General features: G+C 53.9%; 20 protein-coding genes. 6 read left to right on the forward strand and 14 right to left on the reverse strand.

All coding sequences use genetic code 11. The features are described 5' to 3' along the window. Positions 1 to 44: 44 nt before the first annotated feature. The 6 genes from nuoF to lrhA all read right to left on the reverse strand — a co-directional run bounded on the left by nuoF (position 45) and on the right by lrhA (position 6,545). Positions 45 to 1,385: an NADH-quinone oxidoreductase subunit NuoF gene (gene nuoF / locus MWH02_RS13770; RefSeq protein ID WP_176519213.1), complete on the reverse strand. Its 1,341-nt coding sequence runs from the start codon at positions 1,383 to 1,385 to the stop codon at positions 45 to 47. 2 nt (positions 1,386 to 1,387) lie between these two features. After that, positions 1,388 to 1,903, reverse strand: coding sequence for an NADH-quinone oxidoreductase subunit NuoE (gene nuoE, locus MWH02_RS13775; protein WP_101763655.1), 516 nt, complete (start codon positions 1,901 to 1,903; stop codon positions 1,388 to 1,390). Between the two features lie 2 nt (positions 1,904 to 1,905). Beyond that, positions 1,906 to 3,705 (reverse strand): NADH-quinone oxidoreductase subunit C/D, encoded by a 1,800-nt coding sequence (gene nuoC, locus MWH02_RS13780; RefSeq protein WP_008105149.1) that lies wholly within the window; start codon positions 3,703 to 3,705, stop codon positions 1,906 to 1,908. 116 nt (positions 3,706 to 3,821) lie between these two features. After that, positions 3,822 to 4,502: a NuoB/complex I 20 kDa subunit family protein gene (locus tag MWH02_RS13785; protein WP_008105151.1), complete on the reverse strand. Its 681-nt coding sequence runs from the start codon at positions 4,500 to 4,502 to the stop codon at positions 3,822 to 3,824. Between the two features lie 15 nt (positions 4,503 to 4,517). Further along, positions 4,518 to 4,961, reverse strand: coding sequence for an NADH-quinone oxidoreductase subunit A (locus MWH02_RS13790; RefSeq protein WP_007889316.1), 444 nt, complete (start codon positions 4,959 to 4,961; stop codon positions 4,518 to 4,520). 660 nt (positions 4,962 to 5,621) lie between these two features. Beyond that, entirely contained in the window at positions 5,622 to 6,545 is a 924-nt protein-coding gene (gene lrhA / locus MWH02_RS13795) for a transcriptional regulator LrhA (RefSeq protein ID WP_021509211.1), read from the reverse strand. 969 nt (positions 6,546 to 7,514) lie between these two features. Here lrhA and MWH02_RS13800 point away from each other — a divergent pair. Together MWH02_RS13800 and yfbR are read left to right on the forward strand one after the other, a co-directional pair. Further along, entirely contained in the window at positions 7,515 to 8,732 is a 1,218-nt protein-coding gene (locus MWH02_RS13800; protein ID WP_008105154.1) for a pyridoxal phosphate-dependent aminotransferase, read from the forward strand. A 70-nt stretch (positions 8,733 to 8,802) separates the two neighbouring features. Further along, positions 8,803 to 9,402, forward strand: a complete 600-nt coding sequence (gene yfbR / locus MWH02_RS13805) for a 5'-deoxynucleotidase (RefSeq protein WP_110866568.1) — start codon at positions 8,803 to 8,805, stop codon at positions 9,400 to 9,402. A gap of 27 nt (positions 9,403 to 9,429) precedes the next feature. Here the strand turns inward: yfbR and MWH02_RS13810 are convergent, their stop codons facing one another. The 3 genes from MWH02_RS13810 to yfbV form a co-directional block, all read right to left on the reverse strand. Continuing rightward, positions 9,430 to 10,089, reverse strand: coding sequence for a sugar phosphatase (locus tag MWH02_RS13810; RefSeq protein WP_192233271.1), 660 nt, complete (start codon positions 10,087 to 10,089; stop codon positions 9,430 to 9,432). Between the two features lie 14 nt (positions 10,090 to 10,103). After that, positions 10,104 to 10,598 (reverse strand): YfbU family protein, encoded by a 495-nt coding sequence (locus MWH02_RS13815; protein ID WP_101763651.1) that lies wholly within the window; start codon positions 10,596 to 10,598, stop codon positions 10,104 to 10,106. 150 nt (positions 10,599 to 10,748) lie between these two features. After that, complete coding sequence (gene yfbV, locus MWH02_RS13820; RefSeq protein WP_101763650.1) at positions 10,749 to 11,201, reverse strand: terminus macrodomain insulation protein YfbV; 453 nt, start codon at positions 11,199 to 11,201, stop codon at positions 10,749 to 10,751. Between the two features lie 339 nt (positions 11,202 to 11,540). On the opposite strand from yfbV, the gene ackA reads away from it, so the two are divergent. From ackA to MWH02_RS13835, 3 genes are all read left to right on the forward strand, one after another. After that, positions 11,541 to 12,743 carry an acetate kinase gene (ackA, locus tag MWH02_RS13825; protein ID WP_217548728.1) on the forward strand — a complete coding sequence of 401 codons (1,203 nt, stop codon included), beginning with the start codon at positions 11,541 to 11,543 and terminating at the stop codon, positions 12,741 to 12,743. 73 nt (positions 12,744 to 12,816) lie between these two features. Further along, complete coding sequence (gene pta / locus MWH02_RS13830; protein ID WP_176971183.1) at positions 12,817 to 14,961, forward strand: phosphate acetyltransferase; 2,145 nt, start codon at positions 12,817 to 12,819, stop codon at positions 14,959 to 14,961. 129 nt (positions 14,962 to 15,090) lie between these two features. Further along, positions 15,091 to 16,350, forward strand: coding sequence for a 4-aminobutyrate--2-oxoglutarate transaminase (locus MWH02_RS13835; RefSeq protein WP_271460850.1), 1,260 nt, complete (start codon positions 15,091 to 15,093; stop codon positions 16,348 to 16,350). Between the two features lie 46 nt (positions 16,351 to 16,396). Here the strand turns inward: MWH02_RS13835 and yfcD are convergent, their stop codons facing one another. Together yfcD and yfcF are read right to left on the reverse strand one after the other, a co-directional pair. After that, positions 16,397 to 16,942: an NUDIX hydrolase YfcD gene (yfcD, locus tag MWH02_RS13840; RefSeq protein ID WP_271460851.1), complete on the reverse strand. Its 546-nt coding sequence runs from the start codon at positions 16,940 to 16,942 to the stop codon at positions 16,397 to 16,399. Between the two features lie 111 nt (positions 16,943 to 17,053). Next, complete coding sequence (gene yfcF / locus MWH02_RS13845) at positions 17,054 to 17,695, reverse strand: glutathione transferase (RefSeq protein ID WP_008105173.1); 642 nt, start codon at positions 17,693 to 17,695, stop codon at positions 17,054 to 17,056. 204 nt (positions 17,696 to 17,899) lie between these two features. On the opposite strand from yfcF, the gene MWH02_RS13850 reads away from it, so the two are divergent. Further along, positions 17,900 to 18,793 (forward strand): TIGR01777 family oxidoreductase, encoded by an 894-nt coding sequence (locus tag MWH02_RS13850; RefSeq protein WP_101763646.1) that lies wholly within the window; start codon positions 17,900 to 17,902, stop codon positions 18,791 to 18,793. 32 nt (positions 18,794 to 18,825) lie between these two features. On the opposite strand, the gene MWH02_RS13855 is transcribed toward MWH02_RS13850, so the two are convergent. Genes MWH02_RS13855 through dalD form a run of 3 tightly spaced genes read right to left on the reverse strand, consistent with a single transcriptional unit; the run spans position 18,826 to position 23,003 of the window. Then, positions 18,826 to 20,106 (reverse strand): MFS transporter, encoded by a 1,281-nt coding sequence (locus MWH02_RS13855; protein WP_192233267.1) that lies wholly within the window; start codon positions 20,104 to 20,106, stop codon positions 18,826 to 18,828. A gap of 22 nt (positions 20,107 to 20,128) precedes the next feature. Then, positions 20,129 to 21,598, reverse strand: a complete 1,470-nt coding sequence (xylB, locus tag MWH02_RS13860; RefSeq protein ID WP_271460852.1) for a xylulokinase — start codon at positions 21,596 to 21,598, stop codon at positions 20,129 to 20,131. A 10-nt stretch (positions 21,599 to 21,608) separates the two neighbouring features. Next, on the reverse strand, positions 21,609 to 23,003 hold the full coding sequence (dalD, locus tag MWH02_RS13865; RefSeq protein WP_222184625.1) for a D-arabinitol 4-dehydrogenase: 1,395 nt from the start codon (positions 23,001 to 23,003) through the stop codon (positions 21,609 to 21,611). Between the last annotated feature and the right edge of the window lie 50 nt (positions 23,004 to 23,053).

Here is a 23,053-nt window from a genome sequence, read left to right on the forward strand (position 1 = left end):
CCCACGCCAGTCGGCATGAGGTGAATTCCGTGTACGGCGGCTGATTACCAGCGCGCTTTCAGCAGGTTGGGCTGAATACCGCCGATGGCTCGGGTATTGCCAAACACCTGCGGCGCAATGCCAGCTTCAAACTCTTCACGGAAATATTTAATCGCGCTCTGCAATGGCTCGACGGCGCCCGGTGCGTGGGCACAGAAGGTTTTACCTGGGCCAAGCTGGCGGCAGAGTTGCTGCAGGGTTTCAATATCACCCGGCTGACCTTTCTTCTGCTCCAGCGCACGCAGGATCTTCACGCTCCATGGCAATCCATCACGGCACGGCGTACACCAGCCACAGGATTCGCGCGCAAAGAATTCTTCCAGGTTACGCACCAGTGAAACCATGTTGATTTCGTGATCGACCGCCATCGCCAGCGCAGTACCTAAACGGCTGCCAGCTTTACCAATACTGGCAAATTCCATCGGCAGATCGAGGTGCTGATCGGTGAGGAAGTCAGTTCCTGCACCGCCTGGCTGCCAGGCTTTGAATTTCAGGCCATCACGCATGCCACCGGCGTAATCCTCAAGGATTTCACGTGCGGTGGTGCCGAACGGCAATTCCCAGACGCCAGGATTTTTCACGCGGCCGGAAAAGCCCATCATTTTGGTGCCGGTGTCTTCGCTGGTAGAGATGTTTTTGTACCAGTCAACGCCGTTAAGGAAGATGGCAGGCACGTTCGACAGCGTTTCCACGTTGTTCACGCAGGTCGGCTTGCCCCACACGCCGGCACTGGCCGGGAATGGCGGCTTAGAACGCGGGTTCGCACGACGTCCTTCCAGCGAGTTGATCAGCGCTGTTTCTTCACCGCAGATATAACGACCTGCGCCGGTGTGGACGATCAGCTCGAAATCAAAACCAGTACCAAGAATATTTTTGCCGAGATAGCCCGCTTCGGTGGCTTCAGCAATCGCGCGACGCAGATTAACGGCCGCTTCGATGTACTCACCACGTAAGAAGATATAGCCACGATAGGCTTTCAGCGCGAACGCACTGATCAGCATGCCTTCCACCAGCTGATGCGGCAGTTGCTCCATCAGCAAGCGGTCTTTGTAAGTGCCCGGCTCCATTTCATCGGCATTACACAGCAGGTAACGGATGTTCATGGATTCGTCTTTCGGCATCAGGCTCCATTTCAGGCCGGTGTTAAAGCCTGCACCACCGCGGCCTTTCAGGCCGGAGTCTTTTACCGCCGCGACGATTTCGTCCTGGCTGAAATCTTTCAACGCTTTTTCTGCGCCGACATAACCGTTTTTACTGCGATATTCATCGATCCAGATCGGCTGCTTGTCGTCACGAAGACGCCAGGTCAGTGGATGCGTTTCGGCAGTACGAATGATCTGTTTAATGGTCATTGATACTGCTCCAGCAAGTTGGCGATGCCTTCAGGCGTCAGATGAACGTGGGTATCTTCATCCACCATCATGGTTGGCCCTTTATCGCAGTTACCCAGGCAGCAAGTTGGCAGCAACGTAAAGCGTCCATCTGCCGTAGTCTGGCCCGGCTTGATGTTCAGATTTTGCTCCAGCGCATCCTGAATCCCCTGATAACCCGTGATGTGGCACACCACGCTGTCACAGTAGCGAATAACGTGACGGCCAACCGGCGTACGGTAGATTTGGCTATAGAAAGTCGCTACGCCTTCAACATCACTGGCTGGAATCCCCAGAACATCTGCGATGGCGTTAATCGCGCCGTCCGGCACCCAGCCACGCTGTTTCTGCACGATCTTCAACGCTTCGATCGAAGCGGCGCGTGCATCTTCGTAATGGTGTTTCTCGTGCTCGATAGCGTGGTGCTCGGCCTCGCTCAGCACGAAGACCTCAGTAGGGTCGATGGTGTGAATAGCAATTTTTTGATCGTGCATAATTAGCGGTCCACGTCTGACATAACAAAATCGATACTACCGAGGTAAACGATCAAGTCGGATACCAGGCTGCCGCGGATCACCGATGGGATCTGCTGCAGATGCGGGAAGCTCGGCGTACGCACGCGGGTGCGATAGCTCATGGTGCTGCCATCGCTGGTCAGGTAGTAACTGTTGATCCCTTTGGTCGCCTCAATCATCTGGAAGGATTCGTTGGCCGGCATGATTGGGCCCCACGAAACCTGCAGGAAGTGAGTGATCAGGGTTTCAATGTGCTGCAGCGTGCGCTCTTTCGGCGGCGGCGTTGTCAGCGGATGGTCCGCTTTGAACGGGCCTTCAGGCATGTTGTTCAGGCACTGTTCCAGAATGCGCAGTGACTGCCACATCTCTTCCATTTTCAGCTGCACGCGGGTGTACGCATCACTGATGCCAGCGCCAACCGGAATTTCGAAATCGAAGTTTTCGTAACCTGAATATGGACGCCATTTGCGCACGTCAAAATCTAAACCAGTGGCGCGCAGACCTGCGCCGGTGGTGCCCCACGCTAGTGCTTCGTCCATGTTGTACGCCGCAACACCTTGCGAACGGCCCATCAACACGGTATTGCGCAGTGCGGCTTTGTCGTACTCTTTCAGACGCTTCGGCATCCAGTCGAGGAAGTCGCGCAGCAGACGTTCCCAGCCTTTCGGCAGGTCATGCGCGACGCCGCCGATGCGGAACCACGCCGGGTGCATACGGAAACCGGTAATCGCTTCTACCACATCATAGATTTTCTGACGATCGGTAAAGGCGAAGAACACCGGCGTCATCGCGCCGACGTCCTGAATAAAGGTGGAGATATAGAGCAGATGGCTGTTGATGCGGAACAGTTCAGACAGCATCACGCGGATCACATTGACGCGATCCGGCACGGTAATGCCCGCCAGTTTTTCCACCGCCAGCACGTAAGGCATTTCGTTCACGCAGCCGCCGAGGTACTCGATACGGTCGGTGTACGGAATGTAGCTGTGCCAGGATTGGCGCTCGCCCATCTTCTCCGCGCCACGATGGTGGTAGCCGACATCGGGAACGCAATCGACGATTTCTTCACCATCTAACTGCAGAATGATGCGGAAAGCACCGTGCGCAGAGGGGTGGTTCGGACCGAGGTTGAGGAACATGAAGTCCTCATTGGTGGTGCTGCGCTTCATGCCCCAATCTTCAGGCTTGAAGGTCAGCGCCTCCATCTCCAGATCTTCTTTCTGCTTGGTCAGCTCGAAGGGATCGAACTCGGTAGCGCGCGCCGGATAATCTTTACGCAGTGGATGGCCTTCCCACGTCTGCGGCATCATGATGCGCGTCAGGTGCGGGTGACCATTGAAAGTGATGCCAAACATCTCCCAGGTTTCGCGCTCATACCAGTTGGCGTTAGCGAAAATTTTGGTGATGGTTGGCACATTCAGATCGTTTTCAGATAAAGCGACCTTGAGCATGATGTCGCGGTTGCGTTCAATTGAAAGCAGGTGATAGAAAACGGAAAAATCCGCGGCGGGCAAACCGGCGCGGTTAGTGCGTAAACGCTCATCAAAACCGTGTAAGTCATACAGCATGACATAGGGCTTTGGCAGCTTGCGCAGGAATTCAACGATTTCTAATAGCTGTTCACGCTTTACCCAGACTACCGGAATCCCGGTGCGGGTAGCCTGAACGGTAAAGGCATCCGGCCCAAAACGGTTACGCAGCTCGCCGACCACTGGGTCATCCAGGTGATCGCGGGTTTGCCATGAAGGCTGAGCGAGATCTTGCGTGGTTAAATCAGTCATACGTTACTCACCATTCCGGCCTGTAATCAGGCGCTCAAAAGAAGGCGTCAGGATGGCGGCGCACATTAAATTGTGATGTTTTGCTGTGGCCGTGGCTCCATCCGTGTACGGGAAGCTTAAACTTCGTCTGGCGATCTCAGGTTGGTGACGGCAATACGCTCGCCACGCTTTCTTTCACGCTCTGGCTGCATATTGGCGCGATAAACACCCTGATCACCGACCACCCAAGACAGTGGACGACGCTCTTTGCCAATAGACTCGCGCAGCAGCAGCAATGCCTGCATATACGCTTCTGGACGCGGCGGGCAGCCAGGAATGTACACGTCAACCGGCAGGAATTTATCCACCCCCTGCACCACCGAGTAGATGTCATACATGCCACCCGAGTTAGCGCATGCGCCCATGGAAATCACCCATTTCGGCTCTAGCATTTGGTCATATAAACGCTGAATAACCGGCGCCATTTTGGTAAATGGCGTACCGGCGATCACCATGAAGTCAGCCTGACGCGGCGAGGCGCGCATAACTTCGGCGCCAAAACGTGCCACGTCATGCACTGCGGTGAAGGATGTGGTCATTTCCACGTAGCAACAGGAAAGGCCGAAGTTATACGGCCAGAGTGAGTTTTTACGACCCCAGTTCACCATGTCATGCAGGGCGTGCTCGAGCTTGCCCATGTAGACGCTACGGTGAACGTGTTGCTCCAGCGGATCGGTAACCGTTTCCTGTTTCTGTAGAGGATAACGATCGTTATCGCCGCCCCCGTTCGGGTCTACGCGTGTCAGCGTGTAGTCCATCTTATTGCCTCGCTTTTACTGCTTATGAGGGTTGGTGTGGCTGTGACTGACCGGGACAGATTTGACCACTACGCGACGACGCGCAGGAGCCCAATCCAGCGCACCGATGCGCACCAGATAAACCAGGCCTGCCAAGAGCACCAAAATGAAAATTGCGGCTTCGACAAAGCCGACCCAACCGCTTTCGCGAATGGAAGTCGACCATGCGTATAAATAGAGGGCTTCGACGTCGAATATGACGAAAAACATCGCAACCAGATAGAATTTTGCAGAGAGGCGAATATGAGTGTCACCGACCGACTCAATACCCGATTCGAACGGGGTGTCCTTGTGTCGCGCACGCGCACGACCACCTAACAACCAGCCACCGGTCAACATAAAGGCACACAGGCCGAATGCGATAACGATAAAAACAATAAATGCCCAGTGATGAGCGATCACTTCTGTAGTTGTCGACATACTCTTTGCTTACTCATCAAAAGTGGTGATGGCATCCTGCGCTGTTGCAGCAAACACACCACATCGATTCAAGGGAAGGATAAAAAACCTTATAAATTTTGCTGTCATTAGCAATAAAGCAGCAATTTTATAGGGGTTTTTACTCCTTTCTATAACCTTTTGTCAACTTTGACAAAAGTATCCAAACATTATTTTACAGCTGCATCATATTATTAACATTCAACCCTCTGAGCGCCAGCTAAATCGCTTCAGTTTGTGAGGTTAATTTTAGTGTAGCGGGTATTCACATGCGTGGATCGTGCATTTAACAATCATATTTTGACAGGTCTCGCCCGAGATTCCCCCCCCTTATCAGGGGTATTTTTTTGATCTAAAGCACATAACTGGGTTTTATGCTGCAAAAAACAGCGGAGTGTACGGGCAAATGCCCTGGGAAAGTTGGCACGAATTGATAAAATCATTCCATGTGGAGCAAAAATGGAACACATTTCATTTTTAAGTTGTCGAGTGAAATCTTTTTCAGGAAATCGCTCTAAAAACGAGGTATTAAAAGGCATAAAAAAAGCCTTAGCGGATAATTACCCAGCTAAGGCTCATTTTTATCGGTTTTAACAATTAACCGGTATTCCAATTGAGAGGAATTACCAGCAACTGCAACCCTTACTCTTCATCATCCAGTAACAAGGTACCGTCTGGATTAGCACTCAGATTATAAGGATCGTTGGTGGACTGCATGGCATTGAAGATCGCCAGCGCCAGTTCGTTATCGCTGTCTGGATTACGGCACAGCAGATACTGGGTGTCAGGCAATACTGGCAAACCTTCTGCCGCGCCCATCACGCGCAGTTCTGGACTCATCATCTCAACAGGACGCGCTGTCACACCCAAACCGGCTTTAACCGCTGCACGGACGGCAGCCAGCGTTGAAGCAACATACGAGATGCGCCACGGAATGCCAGCCTCGTTGAGGTGATCAATGGCCATATCACGATACGGGCTTGGCTCATCCAACAGAACCAAAGGAATGGCCTCTCCACGCTGGAAGATATAATCTGCCGCGCAGTACCACAACGTTGGTGAAGTACGCAGTACCTGATAAGTAAAGTTTCCTGGGCTGGACGTGGTCACAACCAGATCGACTTCACCTTGATTAAGCATTTCCATCATGAACGGGTTGCGCTTAACACGCACATCAATGGCCAGCTTCGGATAGACCGACGTTACGCGGTTAAGCAGGAACGGCAGAATGGTATCTGAGGTATCATCTGAAGCGCCGATGGTCAGAACGCCCTGGATGTTGCTGTACATTAAAGAGGTGCAAGCTTCGTCATTAAAACGAAGGATTTTCCTGGCGTAACCCAGCAGTTGAATGCCATGCTCCGTCAGCAATTTATTACGTCCATGTCTGGCAAACAGCTCTTTACCTACCAATTGTTCCAGACGTTGCATCTGCTGGCTCACTGCGGACTGCGTTCTGCACACGGCGGCAGCGGCAGCTGCAAAAGTGTTCAGATCGGCAACGGCAACAAATGTACGCAGCAGATCGAGGTCGAGATTCAGTATCGGACGATTTGCATTAGTCATGTTTTTTCTTCACTTATAAGATTTTTTAAAACTACTACCCTGGTGTATTACCCGACTTATCAAAGAGATAAGAGGCAATGGTGCTTAATGACAGCCCTGTGTGGAGCTGCCATGAAAAAAAATTTGTCAGGCGGATGCCGACGATCGCACCACTCTGAGATCAGAGCAGCGTCGTCATTATAGACAGCAGAACTTCTGGGCCGAAAACGTAAGTCGTACAGGTGCTGGAAGCTGCGTAGTTGTCTATGTCTCCCGCACAAAGTCCCTGCGGGTTAAAAAGTAATAACATCATGTTATGTAGATGCGAAGCGATAAAGTGCATCAAATAATAAATTATACTTAATCATTTTTACGCTATAAATGGAAATGTTTTTGTTCAAAACATCGCAATTTTTGACCAAAAGTCTTTTCGCACACATCCTGCCATAATGCTGCTCTTTTTTTAACCCCTCCAGGTTCTGAATCTCAAACACTTACGTTAAAGATACAGCGCAAATGCTATTTTACGCGTGTTTTACACTGAGTTGCAGCTGATGGTGGTGCTTAATTCTGCCAATAAAAAGTGTATGAGAATGAACTCTATTTTGTGACGCCAAACAGTGCTTAATCATTACCAGACAATTTTTCGCCATCCAACAAGATTCATTTAACTATTTCGTCTGGTCGCTAATGTTTTTTTAAGCCAGTTTTGACTGAAAAATTTCTGAATAGTCTCGGATGTCGATGGAAGAAGGCATTTACACGTCAGGCACACCTTACCAGCGTTTAATATTAACATTCTTCACATTTGTGGACTAATGAACCAGATTAATCGATTTCCAATGACTTTTACGCCACGTGAAAGGGGAAAAAATGGCAAACACGCCAAAACCAAGCGCTGCCCTTCTTTTGTTAAGGTGAGAAGAGTAAATTGGGCGAGTTTGATTTTTGGTGGCAGGTTAAAGGACTCTGCCCATAAAGGCGGTAACAATGAATTTTCAAATTGATAAATCCGGCAAGCTGGAAAATGTCTGTTATGACATCCGTGGCCCGGTACTGAAAGAAGCTAAACGTCTCGAAGAAGAAGGCAACAAAGTTCTCAAGCTGAACATCGGCAACCCTGCCCCGTTTGGTTTCGAAGCACCTGATGAAATTCTGGTCGATGTCATTCGCAATCTGCCGAGCTCGCAGGGTTATTGCGATTCAAAGGGGCTGTATTCGGCGCGTAAAGCGATCATGCAGCATTACCAGGCGCGTGACATGCGCGATGTCACTGTCGAAGACATCTATATAGGTAACGGCGTATCCGAACTGATTGTGCAAGCGATGCAGGCATTGCTCAACAGCGGTGATGAAATGCTGGTGCCTGCGCCGGATTATCCGCTGTGGACCGCTGCCGTTTCGCTGTCAAGCGGTAAAGCGGTGCATTATTTGTGTGATGAATCAGCAGGTTGGTTCCCTGACCTGGATGATATTCGCAGCAAGATCACCCCGCGCACGCGTGGCATTGTCATCATTAACCCGAATAACCCGACCGGCGCGGTTTACAGCAAAGAGTTGTTGCTTGAGATTGTTGAAATTGCGCGCCAGCACAATCTGATTATTTTCGCCGATGAAATCTACGACAAGATTCTCTACGACGAAGCACAACATCATTCGATTGCTGCGCTGGCACCCGATCTGCTGACGGTGACCTTCAACGGCTTGTCCAAAACCTATCGCGTGGCGGGTTTTCGTCAGGGCTGGATGGTTTTGAATGGTCCGAAGAAACACGCTAAAGGTTACATTGAAGGTCTGGAGATGCTGGCGTCGATGCGCCTGTGTGCCAACGTTCCTGCACAACACGCGATTCAGACCGCATTGGGTGGTTATCAAAGCATTAGTGAATTTATCGCGCCCGGCGGACGTTTGTATGAACAGCGCCAGCGTGCGTGGGAATTAATTAATGATATTCCTGGCGTCAGCTGTGTGAAGCCGCAAGGTGCGCTCTATATGTTCCCGCGTATTGACGCCAAGAAATTCAACATCTTCGACGATCAGAAGATGGTGCTGGATTTCCTGTTGCAGGAAAAAGTGCTGCTGGTTCAGGGCACCGCGTTCAACTGGCCGTGGCCGGATCACGTACGCATCGTTACGCTGCCGCGCGTGGACGATTTGGAAATGGCCGTCAGCAAGTTTGGTCGTTTCTTACAAGGGTATCGCCAGTAAATTGTGACGCGTATACTGTTCGCATTTCGGGGAAAAGATATCTTCCCCGCCGTGCGAACAGGAACCGTCCATGACTCGTAGCCATTTTTTCGCCCACCTCTCCCGTCTCAAACTGATTAACCGCTGGCCATTAATGCGCAATGTGCGCACTGAAAACGTTTCCGAGCATAGTCTGCAGGTGGCGATGGTTGCTCACGCGCTCGCCATCATCAAAAACAAAAAGTTTAACGGCAACCTCAACGCCGAGCGCATTGCCATGCTAGCGCTGTATCATGATGCCAGCGAAGTATTGACCGGGGATTTACCGACGCCGGTGAAGTACTACAACGCGCAAATTGCGCACGAATATAAAAAGATCGAGAAAATTGCCCAGCAGAAACTCATCGATATGCTGCCGCCCGAACTGCAGGACGCTTATCGGCCGCTGATAGATGAACACATGCATAGCGAAAGTGAACAATCCGTGGTTAAGCAAGCGGATGCACTTTGCGCCTATGTGAAGTGTCTGGAAGAGTTGTCGGCGGGTAATAACGAGTTTTTGCTGGCCAAAGCGCGCCTGGAGAAAACCCTGACGCAGCGGCGCTCGCCGGAAATGGATTATTTTGTTGAGGTGTTTATTCCCAGCTTTAGCCTGTCGCTGGATGAAATCTCACAGGATACGCCGCTGTAAAAAAACGGGCCGCAGCGGCCCGTTTTTTTATGCGGTGATAGAAAGGGTAAATTCACCGCTATCTTCTTTAGTGACATTTAACGGTTCAAGCGAAGCGACGCGGAAGGTGACTTCATCAATGCGCGGCGCATCGGCTGGCGCATTTATAGCGATCACCGCACTGCCCGCATCCAATCCTGAAATGATGCCCGCTGGCGCATCCTCAACCACCACGCATTGCGTCGCTGAAAGCCCCAAACGCTCGGCGCCCAGCAAATAAGGCTCGGGATTCGGCTTACCGTGCTTGATGTTCTCCGCAGTGATGAACACCTCTGGCATGGGTAGATTGGCGGCTTTATGGCGCGCATAGGCAACAGGGATCGACCCCGATGTGACAATCGCCCATGGGATCTGCAACTCGTTCAACGTTGACAGTAACGCTAATGCGCCCGGAATCGCCTGTACGCCATGCGTGTCTTCCGCTTCGAGGCGTTCAAGCCAGAGAAATTCCGCCTGAATCGCCTCTTCAGATTGTCCCGCCATGAAATGGCGCAGCGAATTGATGGCAGGCTTCCCGTGGATATAGCTCAGGACCTCTTCCGCAGACAAACCATGGCGCTCGCCCCACAATGACCATGCGCGAATCACAGCAGGCAGTGAATCCACCAGCGTACCGTCTAAATCAAACAGAAAACCCCTGTACTTCACGCGTCGCTCCTTATTCAGGCATTGATAATCTGCGCGATCTCATTCGCGCTGAGATGATATTGACGCGGACAAGTGTGCCACACCGTAAGCATGCGTTGGTATTTTTCCCACATCGGCGTTTGGGCATTGAAGCCGTGTGTGCCGGAATCAAAATGGGTATAGCGCCCTTCTACGTTCACCATAAAACGCACGTAGCCGAGATAACGCGCTTCGGTGGCCGCATCAAAGCCGAGAAACGCCAGGCGACGCTCATCAATCGCGCTGCCATCTTTGAGGTTCGACCACGAAACATGCAGCGCATGATGCATTTCCATAATATCGATCAGTGAGCGACAGGTCGCTTCGGTTAGCTCGCCGAATTCCTTATCGAGTTCGCGTAACTGTAAGCCATAGCCGCGTTCAATAATGGTTTGATAACGACGATAGCGCTCGGCGTTATCGGGTTCCAGCATGGCCATCATTTTGTATTGATTGGAGAGGATCAATCGTTGTGCGTGGGTCATTTCCATGGTTTGCTCCCGGGCCAGGCGGCCGCTTAAGATTTAAACAATGAAGAAATGATTACACAAGGAGAGTGATGCGTGTATGTCCGCACCACTTTTCTTTGATTTGAACCGGGATTTGGCTCAAATTCTCTGGCAGGTAAAAGCGTCCGCGGATCAAAGATCGTCGAGGAAAGTGCGATCAAGCTGTTTAAACGCGCGCTTCAGCACATCGGCGAGCGACTGATATGTCGGCTTACCGTCAACGGGTGCAATCGCCTGCCCCGCTTCTTGCAGTTTGGTACGCACTTCATGGAACCACTGCAGCAGCGTCGGCGGCAACGGCGTTACCGAACGTTTACCTAACCACCATAATCCTTGCATCGGCAGGCTGCAGGCAAACAGCGCGGTGGCAATTGCTGGACCAAGTTGTCCCCCCATCGCGATTTGCCACGTTAGGGTGAAAATCGCCAGCGGCGGCATAAAGCGAATGGCAAAACGCGTTGCATTCACCACGCGATTTTCAGGAAATACCGGCGCCAGGCGCTTGTCTGCAGGCCAGGTCTTCATGTATCGCTGTCCGCGCTGGAACAAGCCGAACCAGCCGGGTTTGTCTGTCTCATTCGCCATGATAGACCTCAACTAAATCTGCAATATTTAAAATAAACCGATAACTACACAACTTTACGTGACATCCTTCAAAAGTTTTTGTCTTTGCGGGTGACAGTGAGTATTCTGACGCCGTTTGAGTAACATTACCGGAAGCTTTAGCTCAATAAAAGAGCGGCCAGAGCCATGTTTCGCTAAGTGCTTATCAAAAATAAGCGTAAAATCACCAAAATTTTTTGCATGTCACTGAATTTTTGACTAGCACATGATGTTTATCATTAACCTACCAGCTTTCATGGGCTACGCTGTTAGTCTGATTGCGTTTTTTTTAGCCACTATTTAACAAAAATAGGTACTTCCATGTCGACGAAGTTAGTTCTGGTTCTGAACTGCGGCAGTTCTTCACTTAAGTTTGCCATCCTTAACCCTGTTACCGGCGACGAATACCTCTCCGGTTTGGCTGAATGTTTCCATTTACCGGAAGCACGTATTAAGTGGAAACTGGACGGCAGCAAACAAGAAGCTCAGCTTGGCGCGGGTGCGGCACACAGCGAAGCACTGAATTTCATGGTCAAAACTATTCTGGCACAAAAACCAGAGCTTTCGGCACAAATCGCTGCAATCGGCCATCGTATTGTTCACGGCGGCGAGCAGCTGACCAAATCGGTCATCATCGACGAATCAGTTATTCAGGGCATCAAAGACGCCTCTTCGTTTGCGCCGCTGCACAATCCTGCGCATCTGATCGGTATAGATGAAGCGCTGAAAAACTTCCCGCATCTTTCTGATAAAAATGTCGCGGTTTTTGACACCGCATTCCATCAGACAATGCCGGAAGAGTCCTATCTCTATGCTCTGCCGTACAAATTGTATAAAGAGCACGGCGTTCGTCGCTACGGCGCACACGGCACCAGTCACTACTATGTGACGCAGGAAGCCGCGAAAATGCTGAACAAGCCCGTTAGCGAACTGAACGTCATCACCTGCCACTTGGGTAATGGCGGTTCCGTTTCTGCTATTCGCAATGGTCAGTGTGTTGATACTTCAATGGGCCTGACGCCATTGGAAGGGTTGGTGATGGGCACGCGCAGTGGCGACATCGATCCTGCGATTATCTTCTTCCTGCATGATGCCCTGGGCATGAGCATTGATGCCATCAACAAGCTGCTGACCAAAGAGTCTGGCCTGTTAGGTCTGACCGAAGTCACCAGCGACTGCCGCTATGTGGAAGACAACTACAGCACCAAAGAAGATGCTAAGCGTGCGATGGATGTGTTCTGCCACCGTCTGGCGAAATACATCGGCAGCTACACTGCGCTGATGGAAGGCCGTCTGGATGCCGTGGTCTTCACCGGTGGTATCGGTGAAAACGCGGCGATGGTGCGCGAGCTGGCGCTGCAGAAGCTGGGTCTGCTCGGCTTCGAAGTCGATCACGAGCGCAACCTGGCAGCACGCTTCGGCAAATCGGGTTTCATCAACAAAGAAGGCACGCGCCCAGCCGTGGTGATCCCAACCAACGAAGAGTTGGTGATTGCTCAAGACGCCGCGCGTCTCACCGCTTAAAAACACTTCTCTCCGTCAGCTTAGGCTGACGGAGTTGTTTTAGACAGTCTGCAACACCTGAGAGGTTTCTATCGTGTCACGTACAATTATGCTCATTCCTACCGGCACCAGCGTCGGTCTGACCAGCGTCAGCCTCGGCGTGATCCGTGCCATGGAGCGCAAAGGCGTGCGCCTGAGCGTATTCAAGCCAATTGCCCAGCCACGTGCGGGTGGCGATGCGCCAGACCAAACCACCAGCATTATCCGTAAAAGCTCCGCGATTCCTGCCGCAGAACCGCTGCAGATGTCACGCGTTGAGTCGCTGCTTGGATCTAACCAGCAAGACGTGTTGATGGAAGAGATCATTGCCAACTATCACGCAAACGCTAAAGATGCGGAAGTAGTGCTGGTTGAAGGTCTGGTCCCCACGCGTAAACATCAGTTCGCATCTGCTCTGAACTATGAGATCGCTAAAACCCTGAACGCCGAAATCGTCTTCGTGATGGCGCTGGGCAACGATTCTCCGGCGCAGCTTAAAGAGCGTATCGAACTGACGCAAAGCAGCTTTGGCGGCAGCAAAAACAAAAACATCACTGGCGTGATCATCAACAAACTGAATGCGCCGGTGGATGAGCAAGGTCGTACGCGCCCGGATCTGTCAGAAATTTTTGATGACTCCTCTAAAGCCAGCATCGCCAACATCGATCCAAAGCAGCTGTTTGCCAACAGTCCGCTGCCGGTGCTGGGTTGTGTACCGTGGAGCTTTGATCTGATCGCCACTCGCGCCATCGATATGTGCCGTCACCTGAACGCCGATATCATCAACGAAGGTGAAATCCAGACGCGCCGTGTGAAATCTGTCACCTTCTGTGCGCGTAGCATTCCACACATGCTGGAGCACTTCCGTCCGGGTTCACTGCTGGTAACCTCCGCCGATCGTCCTGATGTACTGGTTGCCGCCTGTTTGGCCGCGATGAACGGCGTAGAAATAGGTGCCGTGCTGTTGACCGGTGGCTATCAGATTGAAGCGCCCATCGCACGCCTGTGCGAACGCGCGTTTCAGACCGGCCTGCCGGTGTTTATGGTGAAAACCAACACCTGGCAGACGTCGCTTAGCCTGCAAAGCTTCAACCTTGAAGTCCCAACTGACGATACGCAGCGCATCGAGAAAGTGCAGGAGTACGTAGCTAGCTTCATTAATGAAGATTGGGTGGAATCGCTGACCGCCACGTCCGAGCGCAGCCGTCGCCTGTCTCCACCGGCATTCCGCTACCAACTCACCGAGCTGGCGCGCAAAGCCGGCAAACGCATCGTGCTGCCAGAAGGCGACGAGCCGCGTACCGTCAAAGCGGCAGCAATTTGCGCCGAACGCGGCATCGCTACCTGTGTGCTGCTCGGCAATCCGGAAGAGATTCAGCGTGTTGCGGCGGCGCAGGGTGTTGAACTCGGCACAGGCATCGTGATCGTGGATCCAGAAGTGGTACGTGAAAACTACGTGCCACGTTTGGTTGAGCTGCGTAAGAGCAAAGGCATGACCGAAGTGGTGGCGCAGGAGCAGTTGGAAGACAACGTGGTGCTCGGCACCATGATGCTGGAGAGCGGCGAAGTTGACGGTCTGGTCTCCGGCGCGGTTCACACCACTGCGAATACCATTCGTCCACCGCTGCAGTTGATCAAAACCGCGCCAAACAGCTCGCTGGTGTCGTCGGTGTTCTTCATGCTGCTGCCGGAGCAGGTTCTGGTGTATGGCGACTGCGCCATCAACCCGGATCCCAATCCAGAACAGCTGGCAGAGATCGCGATTCAGTCTGCCGATTCAGCCAAAGCCTTTGGTATCGATCCACGCGTCGCGATGATCTCCTACTCAACCGGTAACTCCGGTGCCGGTAGCGACGTTGAGAAAGTACGTGAAGCCACGCGCATCGCGCAGGAAAAACGCCCGGATCTGGTGATCGATGGTCCGCTGCAGTACGACGCCGCGATTATGGAAGACGTCGCCAAATCCAAAGCGCCAAACTCTGCGGTTGCCGGCCGCGCTACCGTGTTCATCTTCCCGGATCTGAACACCGGTAACACCACTTACAAAGCGGTACAGCGTTCTGCCGATCTGATCTCCATCGGACCGATGCTGCAAGGCATGCGTAAGCCGGTGAACGACCTGTCGCGCGGCGCACTGGTGGATGATATCGTCTACACCATCGCATTGACGGCGATTCAATCGCAGCAGGCCGAAGGCTAATCCCCTTCCCCGCCCGCTAAAAAAGCATGCACTTCGGTGCGTGCTTTTTTTTTGCTCCGCACTTCACTGGCATAAACCTCACGCTGCGCTAACACTGATTGAAGTCTGCCGCTAATTGCGAGGTGAATAATGAGCAACAGTGATGTGCACCGCCGTCGTTTACAAGCCACGCCGCGCGGCGTGGGTGTGATGTGTGATTTCTATGCGGTAAAAGCCGAGAATGCCACGGTTTGGGATCAACATGGCCGCGAATACACCGATTTTGCCGCAGGCATCGCAGTGCTTAACACCGGGCATCGTCACCCGAAAGTGATGGCTGCGGTGCAACAGCAGCTAGAATGCTTTACCCACACCGCATTTCAAATCATCCCTTATGAGAACTACATTCATCTCGCTGAGCGACTAAATGCGCTGGTGCCGATTAGCGGGCCGGTGAAAACCACCTTTTTCTCAACCGGTGCTGAAGCGGTCGAAAACGCGGTCAAAATCGCGCGTGCGGCCACCGGTCGGCCCGGCATCATCGCCTTCACCGGCGCGTTTCATGGCCGCACCAATATGACAATGTCGCTGACCGGGAAAGTGGTGCCGTATAAAACCGGCTTCGGCCCCTTCGCCAGCCCGGTGTTTCACGCGCGCTATCCCAACGCGCTGCACAAGGTCAGCGTGAGCGATGCGCTCGACAGCCTGGAAGCGATTTTCCGCAGCGATATCAGCCCGCAGCAGGTGGCAGCCATTATCTTTGAACCGGTTCAGGGCGAAGGCGGTTTCTACGATGCGCCGCCAGAGTTTGTCGTTGCGCTGCGGGAGTTGTGCTATCGCCACGGCATATTGCTGATCGCCGATGAGATCCAGAGCGGTTTTGCGCGCACCGGCAAGCTGTTCGCCAGCGACTATTACGCCGTGCAGCCCGATATCATCACCATGGCGAAAAGTCTGGCCGGTGGTTTCCCGCTCTCGGCGGTATCGGGACGCGCAGAAGTCATGGATGCGCCAGAACCCGGCGGCCTGGGCGGAACCTATGCTGGCAGTCCACCGGCGATTGCGGCGGCGCTGGCGGTGTTAGACATTATCGAAGAAGAGGCGCTGTGCAGCCGCGCCCACCAGCTTGGCAGCCGATTAAAACAGACGTTGCAACAAGCAGATTGTAAAGCGCTGGCGGAGATTCGTGGTTATGGCTCAATGATGGCGGCGGAATTCAATGATGCGGCGGGCAAGCCGTCGGCGGAGATTGCCAAAGCTATTCAGCAGCAGGCGCTGGAAAAAGGTTTGATTCTGCTAACCTGTGGCGTGTACGGCAACGTGATCCGCTTCCTCTATCCGCTGACTATTCCCGATGCGCAGTTCGAGGATGCGTTGGCACTGTTGGCGGGGATTCTGCGGGAACATTAACAATGTTGTATATAAGGTCGCCAAAAATGGCGACCTTACGGCAAGATTACGCTTCGCTGCTCTGTTTACGACGTGCAGCATCACTGTTTCGGCTCAGCCACAGCGACAGCGCCTTAAGCGAATCATCGGTGAACTCGTCACAGCGCGCGGTGATCTCTTCCGGCGTCATCCAGAAGATCTCATCCACTTCCTCTTCCTGCATGGCAAACGGGCCATGGGAAACGCAGCTGAACAGCCCGCCCCATACGCGGCAATGCTGATCTTCAAAATAGAACTGGCCGTGTTCGGCGAATGGAACGGCCGCGATACCCAATTCCTCTTCCGCTTCACGACGCGCCGATTCCAGCAGGTCTTCCCCACTCTGCACCACGCCACCGGCAGTGGCGTCCAGCATACCCGGCATGAAGTCTTTAATTTCAGTACGACGCTGCACCAGAATTTTGCCCATGCCATCGTGCACCACAATATAAGTAGCGCGATGACGCAGACACTGCGCACGCATCTGCGCACGGCTGGCCTGCGCAATGACTTCGTTCTCTTCGTTAACGATATCAACCCACTCGATACCGTCACCTGCCGTTTCATCCACCATCCGTAACCCTTTTCTGTTTTCGGCGTGCCCAGCACGCGCCTGTTTGCCATGCTTTATTAGAATGAGCGGTAAGGTAAAGCGTTCTTTTCGCCATCGCAAGGCGCATCGTGCTCAGCGTGTTTTACCCGATTCCGCTAACCAGAGTTGCACCGAAGCACGCTGCCACTGGAACTCCGCATAGTGTTGCAGCTTCACCGGCAGCGCATCGCCGTGCAGCGCCAGGCGATTAATCATCACGGCTAAATCGGTATCCGCAATCGACCATTCGCCAAACAGATTTTGCTGTCCATCAGGCAAAAGGCGCTGCACCGCAGCAATGAGTTTGTTGGCAGCTTGCTCACCTGCCGGCGTAAGCGGCGCAAAGCGTTCGCCGGCGAACAGCACTTCGGTTGGACGCTCAGAGCGCAGCGCCATTAAGTCGCTGCGCAGCCATGCCTGCACTTCGCGTGCATGCGCCCGTTTCTCACGATCGCGCGGATAGAGCCGCTCGAACTCTGGCGCCGGAAAACGCTCTTCCAGGTACTCAGCAATCGCTGAAGATTCCGTCAGCAGCACATCATCGATTTGCAGCGTCGGCACACGGCAGGTCAGCGACAGCGCGCGGTATTCCTCATCCCACTGCGCATTCTGCGATAAATCGACGCGCTTAAGGGTGAAGGGAATGCCCTTCTCGGTGAGCGCAACATAAACCGACATGGCGTAAGGGCTGAAAAAGCAAGAATCTGACCACAAAGTAATGGTTGGATAATTCATTGGCTGCCTCAGAAAAGCGTCAGGTGTGCATCATGTTTACCGATTTTTATTTATTAAGGCAATGGTGCGCTGGTCGGATCTTTAGCTGCTAAGACCAGCGCTGACTTTTCCTTTTTCTTCATAAGCGTAAGCCGAGTCACGCCGCGCGCACGCTTCTCTTCTATGCTCAATCTGAGCAGATAAAAAATGACAAGGAGGCTCAACATGCATTTACTGATCACCGGCGGCACCGGCCTGATTGGCCGCCATCTGATTCCGCGTCTGTTGCAGCTTGGCCATCAGGTGAGCGTCGTCACGCGCGATGTCGCCGCCGCACGCGAGAAACTCGACGCCAGCGTGGCGCTGTGGTCCGGCATCAATCAGCAAACCGATTTAAACGGTATTGATGGTGTGATTAATCTTGCGGGCGAACCGATCGCCGATAAACGCTGGACCGAACAGCAGAAGCAGCGGCTGTGCGAAAGCCGCTGGCAGATCACCGAGCAGCTGGTCTCGCTGATTCACGCCAGCAGCAATCCCCCGCAATTTTTGATTTCCGGCTCGGCTACCGGCTTTTATGGCGATACCGGCGACTTAGTGCTGACCGAAGAGGATCCAGGCCAGGATGAATTTACTCATACGCTGTGCGCACGTTGGGAACAATTGGCGTTAACTGCACAGAGCGATCGCACGCGCGTCTGTTTGCTGCGCACCGGCGTGGTGCTGGCGAAAGAAGGCGGCGCGTTATCGAAGATGAAACTGCCGTTTAAGCTTGGCGTAGGCGGTCCGATTGGTAGCGGCAAACAGTATTTACCGTGGATTCACATCGACGATTTGGTTAACGCGCTGCTGTGGTTGATCGATCACTCTGAACTGCGCGGCCCGTTCAACATGGTTGCGCCCTATGCGGTGCGCAATGAGCAGTTCGCCGCCACGCTCGGCCATGTGATGCATCGCCCAGCCTTTATGCGCACGCCCGCCAGCGCCATCAAGCTGATGATGGGCGAATCAGCGGTACTGGTGCTCGGCGGCCAACATGTGTTGCCGAAGCGCCTGGAAGAGTCAGGCTTTGGTTTTCGCTGGTACGATTTGGAGGAAGCGTTGCGGGATGTCGTGTAGGGGCGCCATTAATGGCGCCCGCCTATCACAGATTAACTCCTTTGCTGCGCCACGCGTGATTTCACTGCCGCCGGTTCATGCGTATGTCCCGGCTGCGGCACGCGGATGATAAAGGTCAGCACGCCAGCAAACACGTACAGCGCGGTATACGCCCACACCACGCCGACGATATCGAAAAACGGCAGCAACACCGACGCAATCGCGGGCGCGACAAAATTACTCAGTCCGGCCGACAGGTTATAAATCGACACGGCGGCGCCTTTGTGATGCGGCTCCAGTGTCGGAAACACAGCGGTCATCGGCACGAAGGCGGCGACAAAAATTCCTAACATCACCGCCGGAATCAGCGCCACCCAGAAGTTATGTCCGGCATACAGCGGCAGGTAGTAAAACGCCAGACTGGAGATGGCCATACCGAGACAGCCAAACCAGCGCACCTGACGGATCCAACCCAGTTTCTCACCGGTAATGCCCCAGAAGATGTTGGTAAAAATGGTAACGAAGAAGAACACCGCCCAGATTTGCAGCCATTCGGAAATGGTAAAACCAAGACGATCAACGAACAGCAGCGGCATGATAATGGCGAAACCAAACAGTGACAGCGTATTAATGATGCGAATCAGGCAGGCATAAAACACGTGCTGGTTGGTAAACAGAATAGTTACCGCCCGCGACATTTCGGTCATTTTATCGCGCATCGGCAAATTGACGCGCGAACGATCAACCGGCACATGGCGCAAGCTGAAATAGGCCAGCACGCCACCACAGGCAACCCAAATAATCGCCAGCCACAGCGTACCGGTTTCGCCGAGCATCGGGATGGTCAGACTCGGTAAATAGCTGCCGACCACACCGATACCGACGGAATACATTGCCCAGAACCAACCGGTGGCTGCCGCCAGTTTTTCACGCGGCAGCACCTGCACCAGCATCATCATGAATGAGTAAATGAATAGCGGATACGCCAGACCGCGAATGCCGTAAAATAGCACCATCAGCGGATAGTTGCGCATGCCAAGTCCCAGCGACATAAACAGCGTGTGCATGACAATCCACAGCACGAAGCCAATCATCATGGCACGCTGGGGCGTAATCAGTTCCGCTACCACGCCCGATGCCCACGCCGCTAGCGCTGCCGCCAGTCCGTAGAAAGTAAATACTACCGCCGACTGCGCTGGCGTGAAGCCCATATCGGTGATGTGACGCGACAGAAATGCCATCTCAAAGCCGTCACCCGCCATAAAAATAGCGATGGCGAGGAAGCCCCAGAACATCTTTTTCGGTAAGCCAAACCAGTAATCATTCGATTGCATCTCATTCATCCTCTGTCTGGAATTATTCAGGCAACAACACTCGCGCCTGCTGCTGTTGTGCATAGAGCGTGCGGAACAGTTGCAATCGCTGCTGCAGCACCTTGCCGCGCGCAGCATCTGGTTGATATCGCGCCTGCACCGGCGGTTTTAGGCAAACTTCGCTCTCCACACCACCCGCGGCCAGCCATGCCAGACGCGCAGCCCCCAATGCGCCGGACGCGCTGGCGGGATGCGTGACGATCGGCAGTTGCAGCACATCGGCGATCAACTGCGCCCACAACGTGCTGCGCGCCCCACCGCCGGTCAGGCTGCACTGCTGAATCTGGCGCTGCGCATCACCAAGCACCGCGAACCCGTCGGCCAGACCAAACGCTACGCCTTCAATTACTGCGTAGCCGAGCAGCGCACGCGGTGTTTCGTGGCGCAGATTGAAGAAAGAACCGGAGGCGTCAGGATCGTTGTGTGGCGTGCGTTCACCGGAAAGATAGGGCAGGAAAACCGGGGCATGACGCCGCTGCTCTTCACTGAGCTGTGCCATCTCTTCCATCAGTTGGCTTTCGGTAACGGAGAGCAGATTACACAGCCAGCGCAGGCAGCTGGCGGCGCTGAGCATCACGCTCATCTGGTGCCAGCGTCCGGGCAAGGCGTGACAGAAGGCGTGCACGCCCGATTGCGGATCGGCCAGCAAACGATCGTTGACGACAAAAATCACGCCGGAGGTACCCAGCGAGATAAAAGCATCACCCGGATTAACCGCGCCGACACCAACCGCCGATGCGGCATTGTCGCCACCGCCGCCCGCCACGCAGACCGCGGCCGACAAGCCCCATTCACTTGCCAGATCGGCTTTCAATGGGGCGCTCACCGCGCTGCCTTCCACCAGCGCCGGCATATTGGCGCGCGTGAGACCGGTGATGGCTAACAGTTCGTCGCACCAGTCGCGCTGAGCTACATCGAGCCACAACGTGCCTGCCGCGTCTGAAGGTTCACTGATAAATTGTCCGGTTAAACGCCAGCGTAGGTAGTCTTTCGGCAGCAGCACTTTATCGATGCGACGGAAAATCTCAGGCTCATGTTCCGCCACCCAACGCAGTTTAGGTGCGGTGAAGCCCGGCATAATCATATTGCCGCTGAGCTGCATCATTTCCGGATGTTGGGCACTGAGCGCGGCACATTGCGGCGCGCTGCGCGTGTCATTCCACAGAATGCACGGGCGCAGCACCTCACCCTGCGCATCCAGCAGCACCGCGCCGTGCATCTGCCCGGACAAACCCATCGCGCGAATCTCGCTCCAGGCCAGCGCGTCCTGCTGGCGCAATCCAGCAAGGACATCACCGCACGCTTGCCACCAGCGCTCGGGATCCTGTTCTGCCCAGTGCGCATGCGGGCGCTGCACGTTGAGCGTGGCGTGATTCGAGGCAATGATCTCACCCTGCGCATTGATGATCAGCGCTTTGAGCTCGGAGGTGCCAATATCAATCCCAAGATACATAACGCGCTCCTTACACCGCAGCCAGCATGCGTTCTGGCTGTTTCAGCCACAGTTGCAGATCCGCCACGCTGCGCGTCACCAGCGCATGAAACGCCTTGTCCTGTGCCAGTTCGCCAAATAGCGCGCTATCGCTGAGGAAAGCGTTCAGTGCATCGGAGCGGCTAAACTGCTGGCGCAGTGCATCGGCTTGCAGCACGCCATCCTGATAGGTGTAAGGCAAATCATCACTGGCCCAGCGTTGCAGGAACAGGAAGAACAGTGCAGGCAGCACGGCCGTGGCCGCCGGTTCTGCGCCACGCTGGTAGCATTCGCGCAGTGTTGGCGTCACCATGCCGGGGATTTTCGACAAACCGTCCGCGCCAACACGTTGATTGGTGTCTTTAATGTAGGGATTGCTAAAACGCGCCAGAACCACATCGCGATAATCGGCTAAATCCAGCGGGCTCGGCGACAGCGATGGCATCACATCCTGGGTCACGTAGTCATAGGCCAGTTGGTAAATCGCCGGCTGACGCGTGCTGTCATCAATGTAATTGAGGCCAATCAGCGTGCCTGCCCAGGCAATCGCCGCATGCGTGGCGTTAAGGATGCGGATTTTCGCCTCTTCCCACGGCAATACCGATTCCACCAGCTCAACGCCAACCTTCTCCAGCGCCGGCCGACCCGCAATGAAGTCATCTTCAATCACCCATTGAATAAAGGATTCGGCCATCACCGATGCACCATCCTCTTTACCCGTAGCGGCTTTAACGCGCTCAGCCACATCCGGCGTTGGACGCGGCGTAATGCGATCCACCATGGTGTTAGGCGAGGTGGTATTTTCGCGCACCCAATTCGCTAAGGCGTTGTCACCTTTGGCGGTAAGAAACGCGAGGAAGCCGTGACGGAAACGTTCGCCGTTGTGGCGCAGGTTATCGCAGTTGAGCAGCGTAACGGGCGCGCCACCGTTGGCCACGCGCTGCGTGAGGATGCGTGCCAGCGCGCCATAAATCGTGCGGATGTCGCCTTTCACATCGGCCTGCACATCCGGCTGCGTCAGATCCAGTTCGAATTCCGGTGTCAAATAGTAACCGGCTTCGGTGACGGTAAAACCTATCACGCGGGTTTCACTTTTCGCTCCCTGCTCCACCAGCGCGCTGATGTTGCTATCCCACGGCAGGATTTTGCGCAGTGACGTGATGGTTTCATAGGCGCGTTCGCCATCGGGTGTAACGGTTTCCAGCACATATTCGCCCTCTTGCGCAGCGAGTTGCTTTAGCAACGGCGCGGCATCATTGCGGATATTGCCGAGGGCAATGCTCCAGCTGTCATCGCCCTGCTCGCGTAGTTTATGCAGATACCACGCCTGATGCGCGCGGTGAAAAGATCCTGCGCCGATATGCATCCACACTGATTGATTGGTCATAGTCGCCTCAAAATAAACATTTGCCACGATTAAGGGCATTTGCCCGATGA

Origin of the sequence: Pantoea leporis (assembly GCF_028048155.1) — a bacterium.
Taxonomy (GTDB): domain Bacteria; phylum Pseudomonadota; class Gammaproteobacteria; order Enterobacterales; family Enterobacteriaceae; genus Pantoea; species Pantoea leporis.

What these genes read in the sequence shown, in the direction of transcription:
- nuoE (WP_101763655.1), bottom strand. Translation starts at nt 1,903, where the DNA reads ATGCACGATCAAAAAATTGCTATTCACACCATCGACCCTACTGAGGTC.
- nuoC (WP_008105149.1), bottom strand. Translation starts at nt 3,705, where the DNA reads ATGACTGATTTAACCACGCAAGATCTCGCTCAGCCTTCATGGCAAACC.
- MWH02_RS13785 (WP_008105151.1), bottom strand. Translation starts at nt 4,502, where the DNA reads ATGGACTACACGCTGACACGCGTAGACCCGAACGGGGGCGGCGATAAC.
- MWH02_RS13790 (WP_007889316.1), bottom strand. Translation starts at nt 4,961, where the DNA reads ATGTCGACAACTACAGAAGTGATCGCTCATCACTGGGCATTTATTGTT.
- lrhA (WP_021509211.1), bottom strand. Translation starts at nt 6,545, where the DNA reads ATGACTAATGCAAATCGTCCGATACTGAATCTCGACCTCGATCTGCTG.
- MWH02_RS13800 (WP_008105154.1), top strand. Translation starts at nt 7,515, where the DNA reads ATGAATTTTCAAATTGATAAATCCGGCAAGCTGGAAAATGTCTGTTAT.
- yfbR (WP_110866568.1), top strand. Translation starts at nt 8,803, where the DNA reads ATGACTCGTAGCCATTTTTTCGCCCACCTCTCCCGTCTCAAACTGATT.
- MWH02_RS13815 (WP_101763651.1), bottom strand. Translation starts at nt 10,598, where the DNA reads ATGGAAATGACCCACGCACAACGATTGATCCTCTCCAATCAATACAAA.
- yfbV (WP_101763650.1), bottom strand. Translation starts at nt 11,201, where the DNA reads ATGGCGAATGAGACAGACAAACCCGGCTGGTTCGGCTTGTTCCAGCGC.
- ackA (WP_217548728.1), top strand. Translation starts at nt 11,541, where the DNA reads ATGTCGACGAAGTTAGTTCTGGTTCTGAACTGCGGCAGTTCTTCACTT.
- MWH02_RS13835 (WP_271460850.1), top strand. Translation starts at nt 15,091, where the DNA reads ATGAGCAACAGTGATGTGCACCGCCGTCGTTTACAAGCCACGCCGCGC.
- yfcD (WP_271460851.1), bottom strand. Translation starts at nt 16,942, where the DNA reads ATGGTGGATGAAACGGCAGGTGACGGTATCGAGTGGGTTGATATCGTT.
- yfcF (WP_008105173.1), bottom strand. Translation starts at nt 17,695, where the DNA reads ATGAATTATCCAACCATTACTTTGTGGTCAGATTCTTGCTTTTTCAGC.
- MWH02_RS13850 (WP_101763646.1), top strand. Translation starts at nt 17,900, where the DNA reads ATGCATTTACTGATCACCGGCGGCACCGGCCTGATTGGCCGCCATCTG.
- MWH02_RS13855 (WP_192233267.1), bottom strand. Translation starts at nt 20,106, where the DNA reads ATGCAATCGAATGATTACTGGTTTGGCTTACCGAAAAAGATGTTCTGG.
- xylB (WP_271460852.1), bottom strand. Translation starts at nt 21,598, where the DNA reads ATGTATCTTGGGATTGATATTGGCACCTCCGAGCTCAAAGCGCTGATC.
- dalD (WP_222184625.1), bottom strand. Translation starts at nt 23,003, where the DNA reads ATGACCAATCAATCAGTGTGGATGCATATCGGCGCAGGATCTTTTCAC.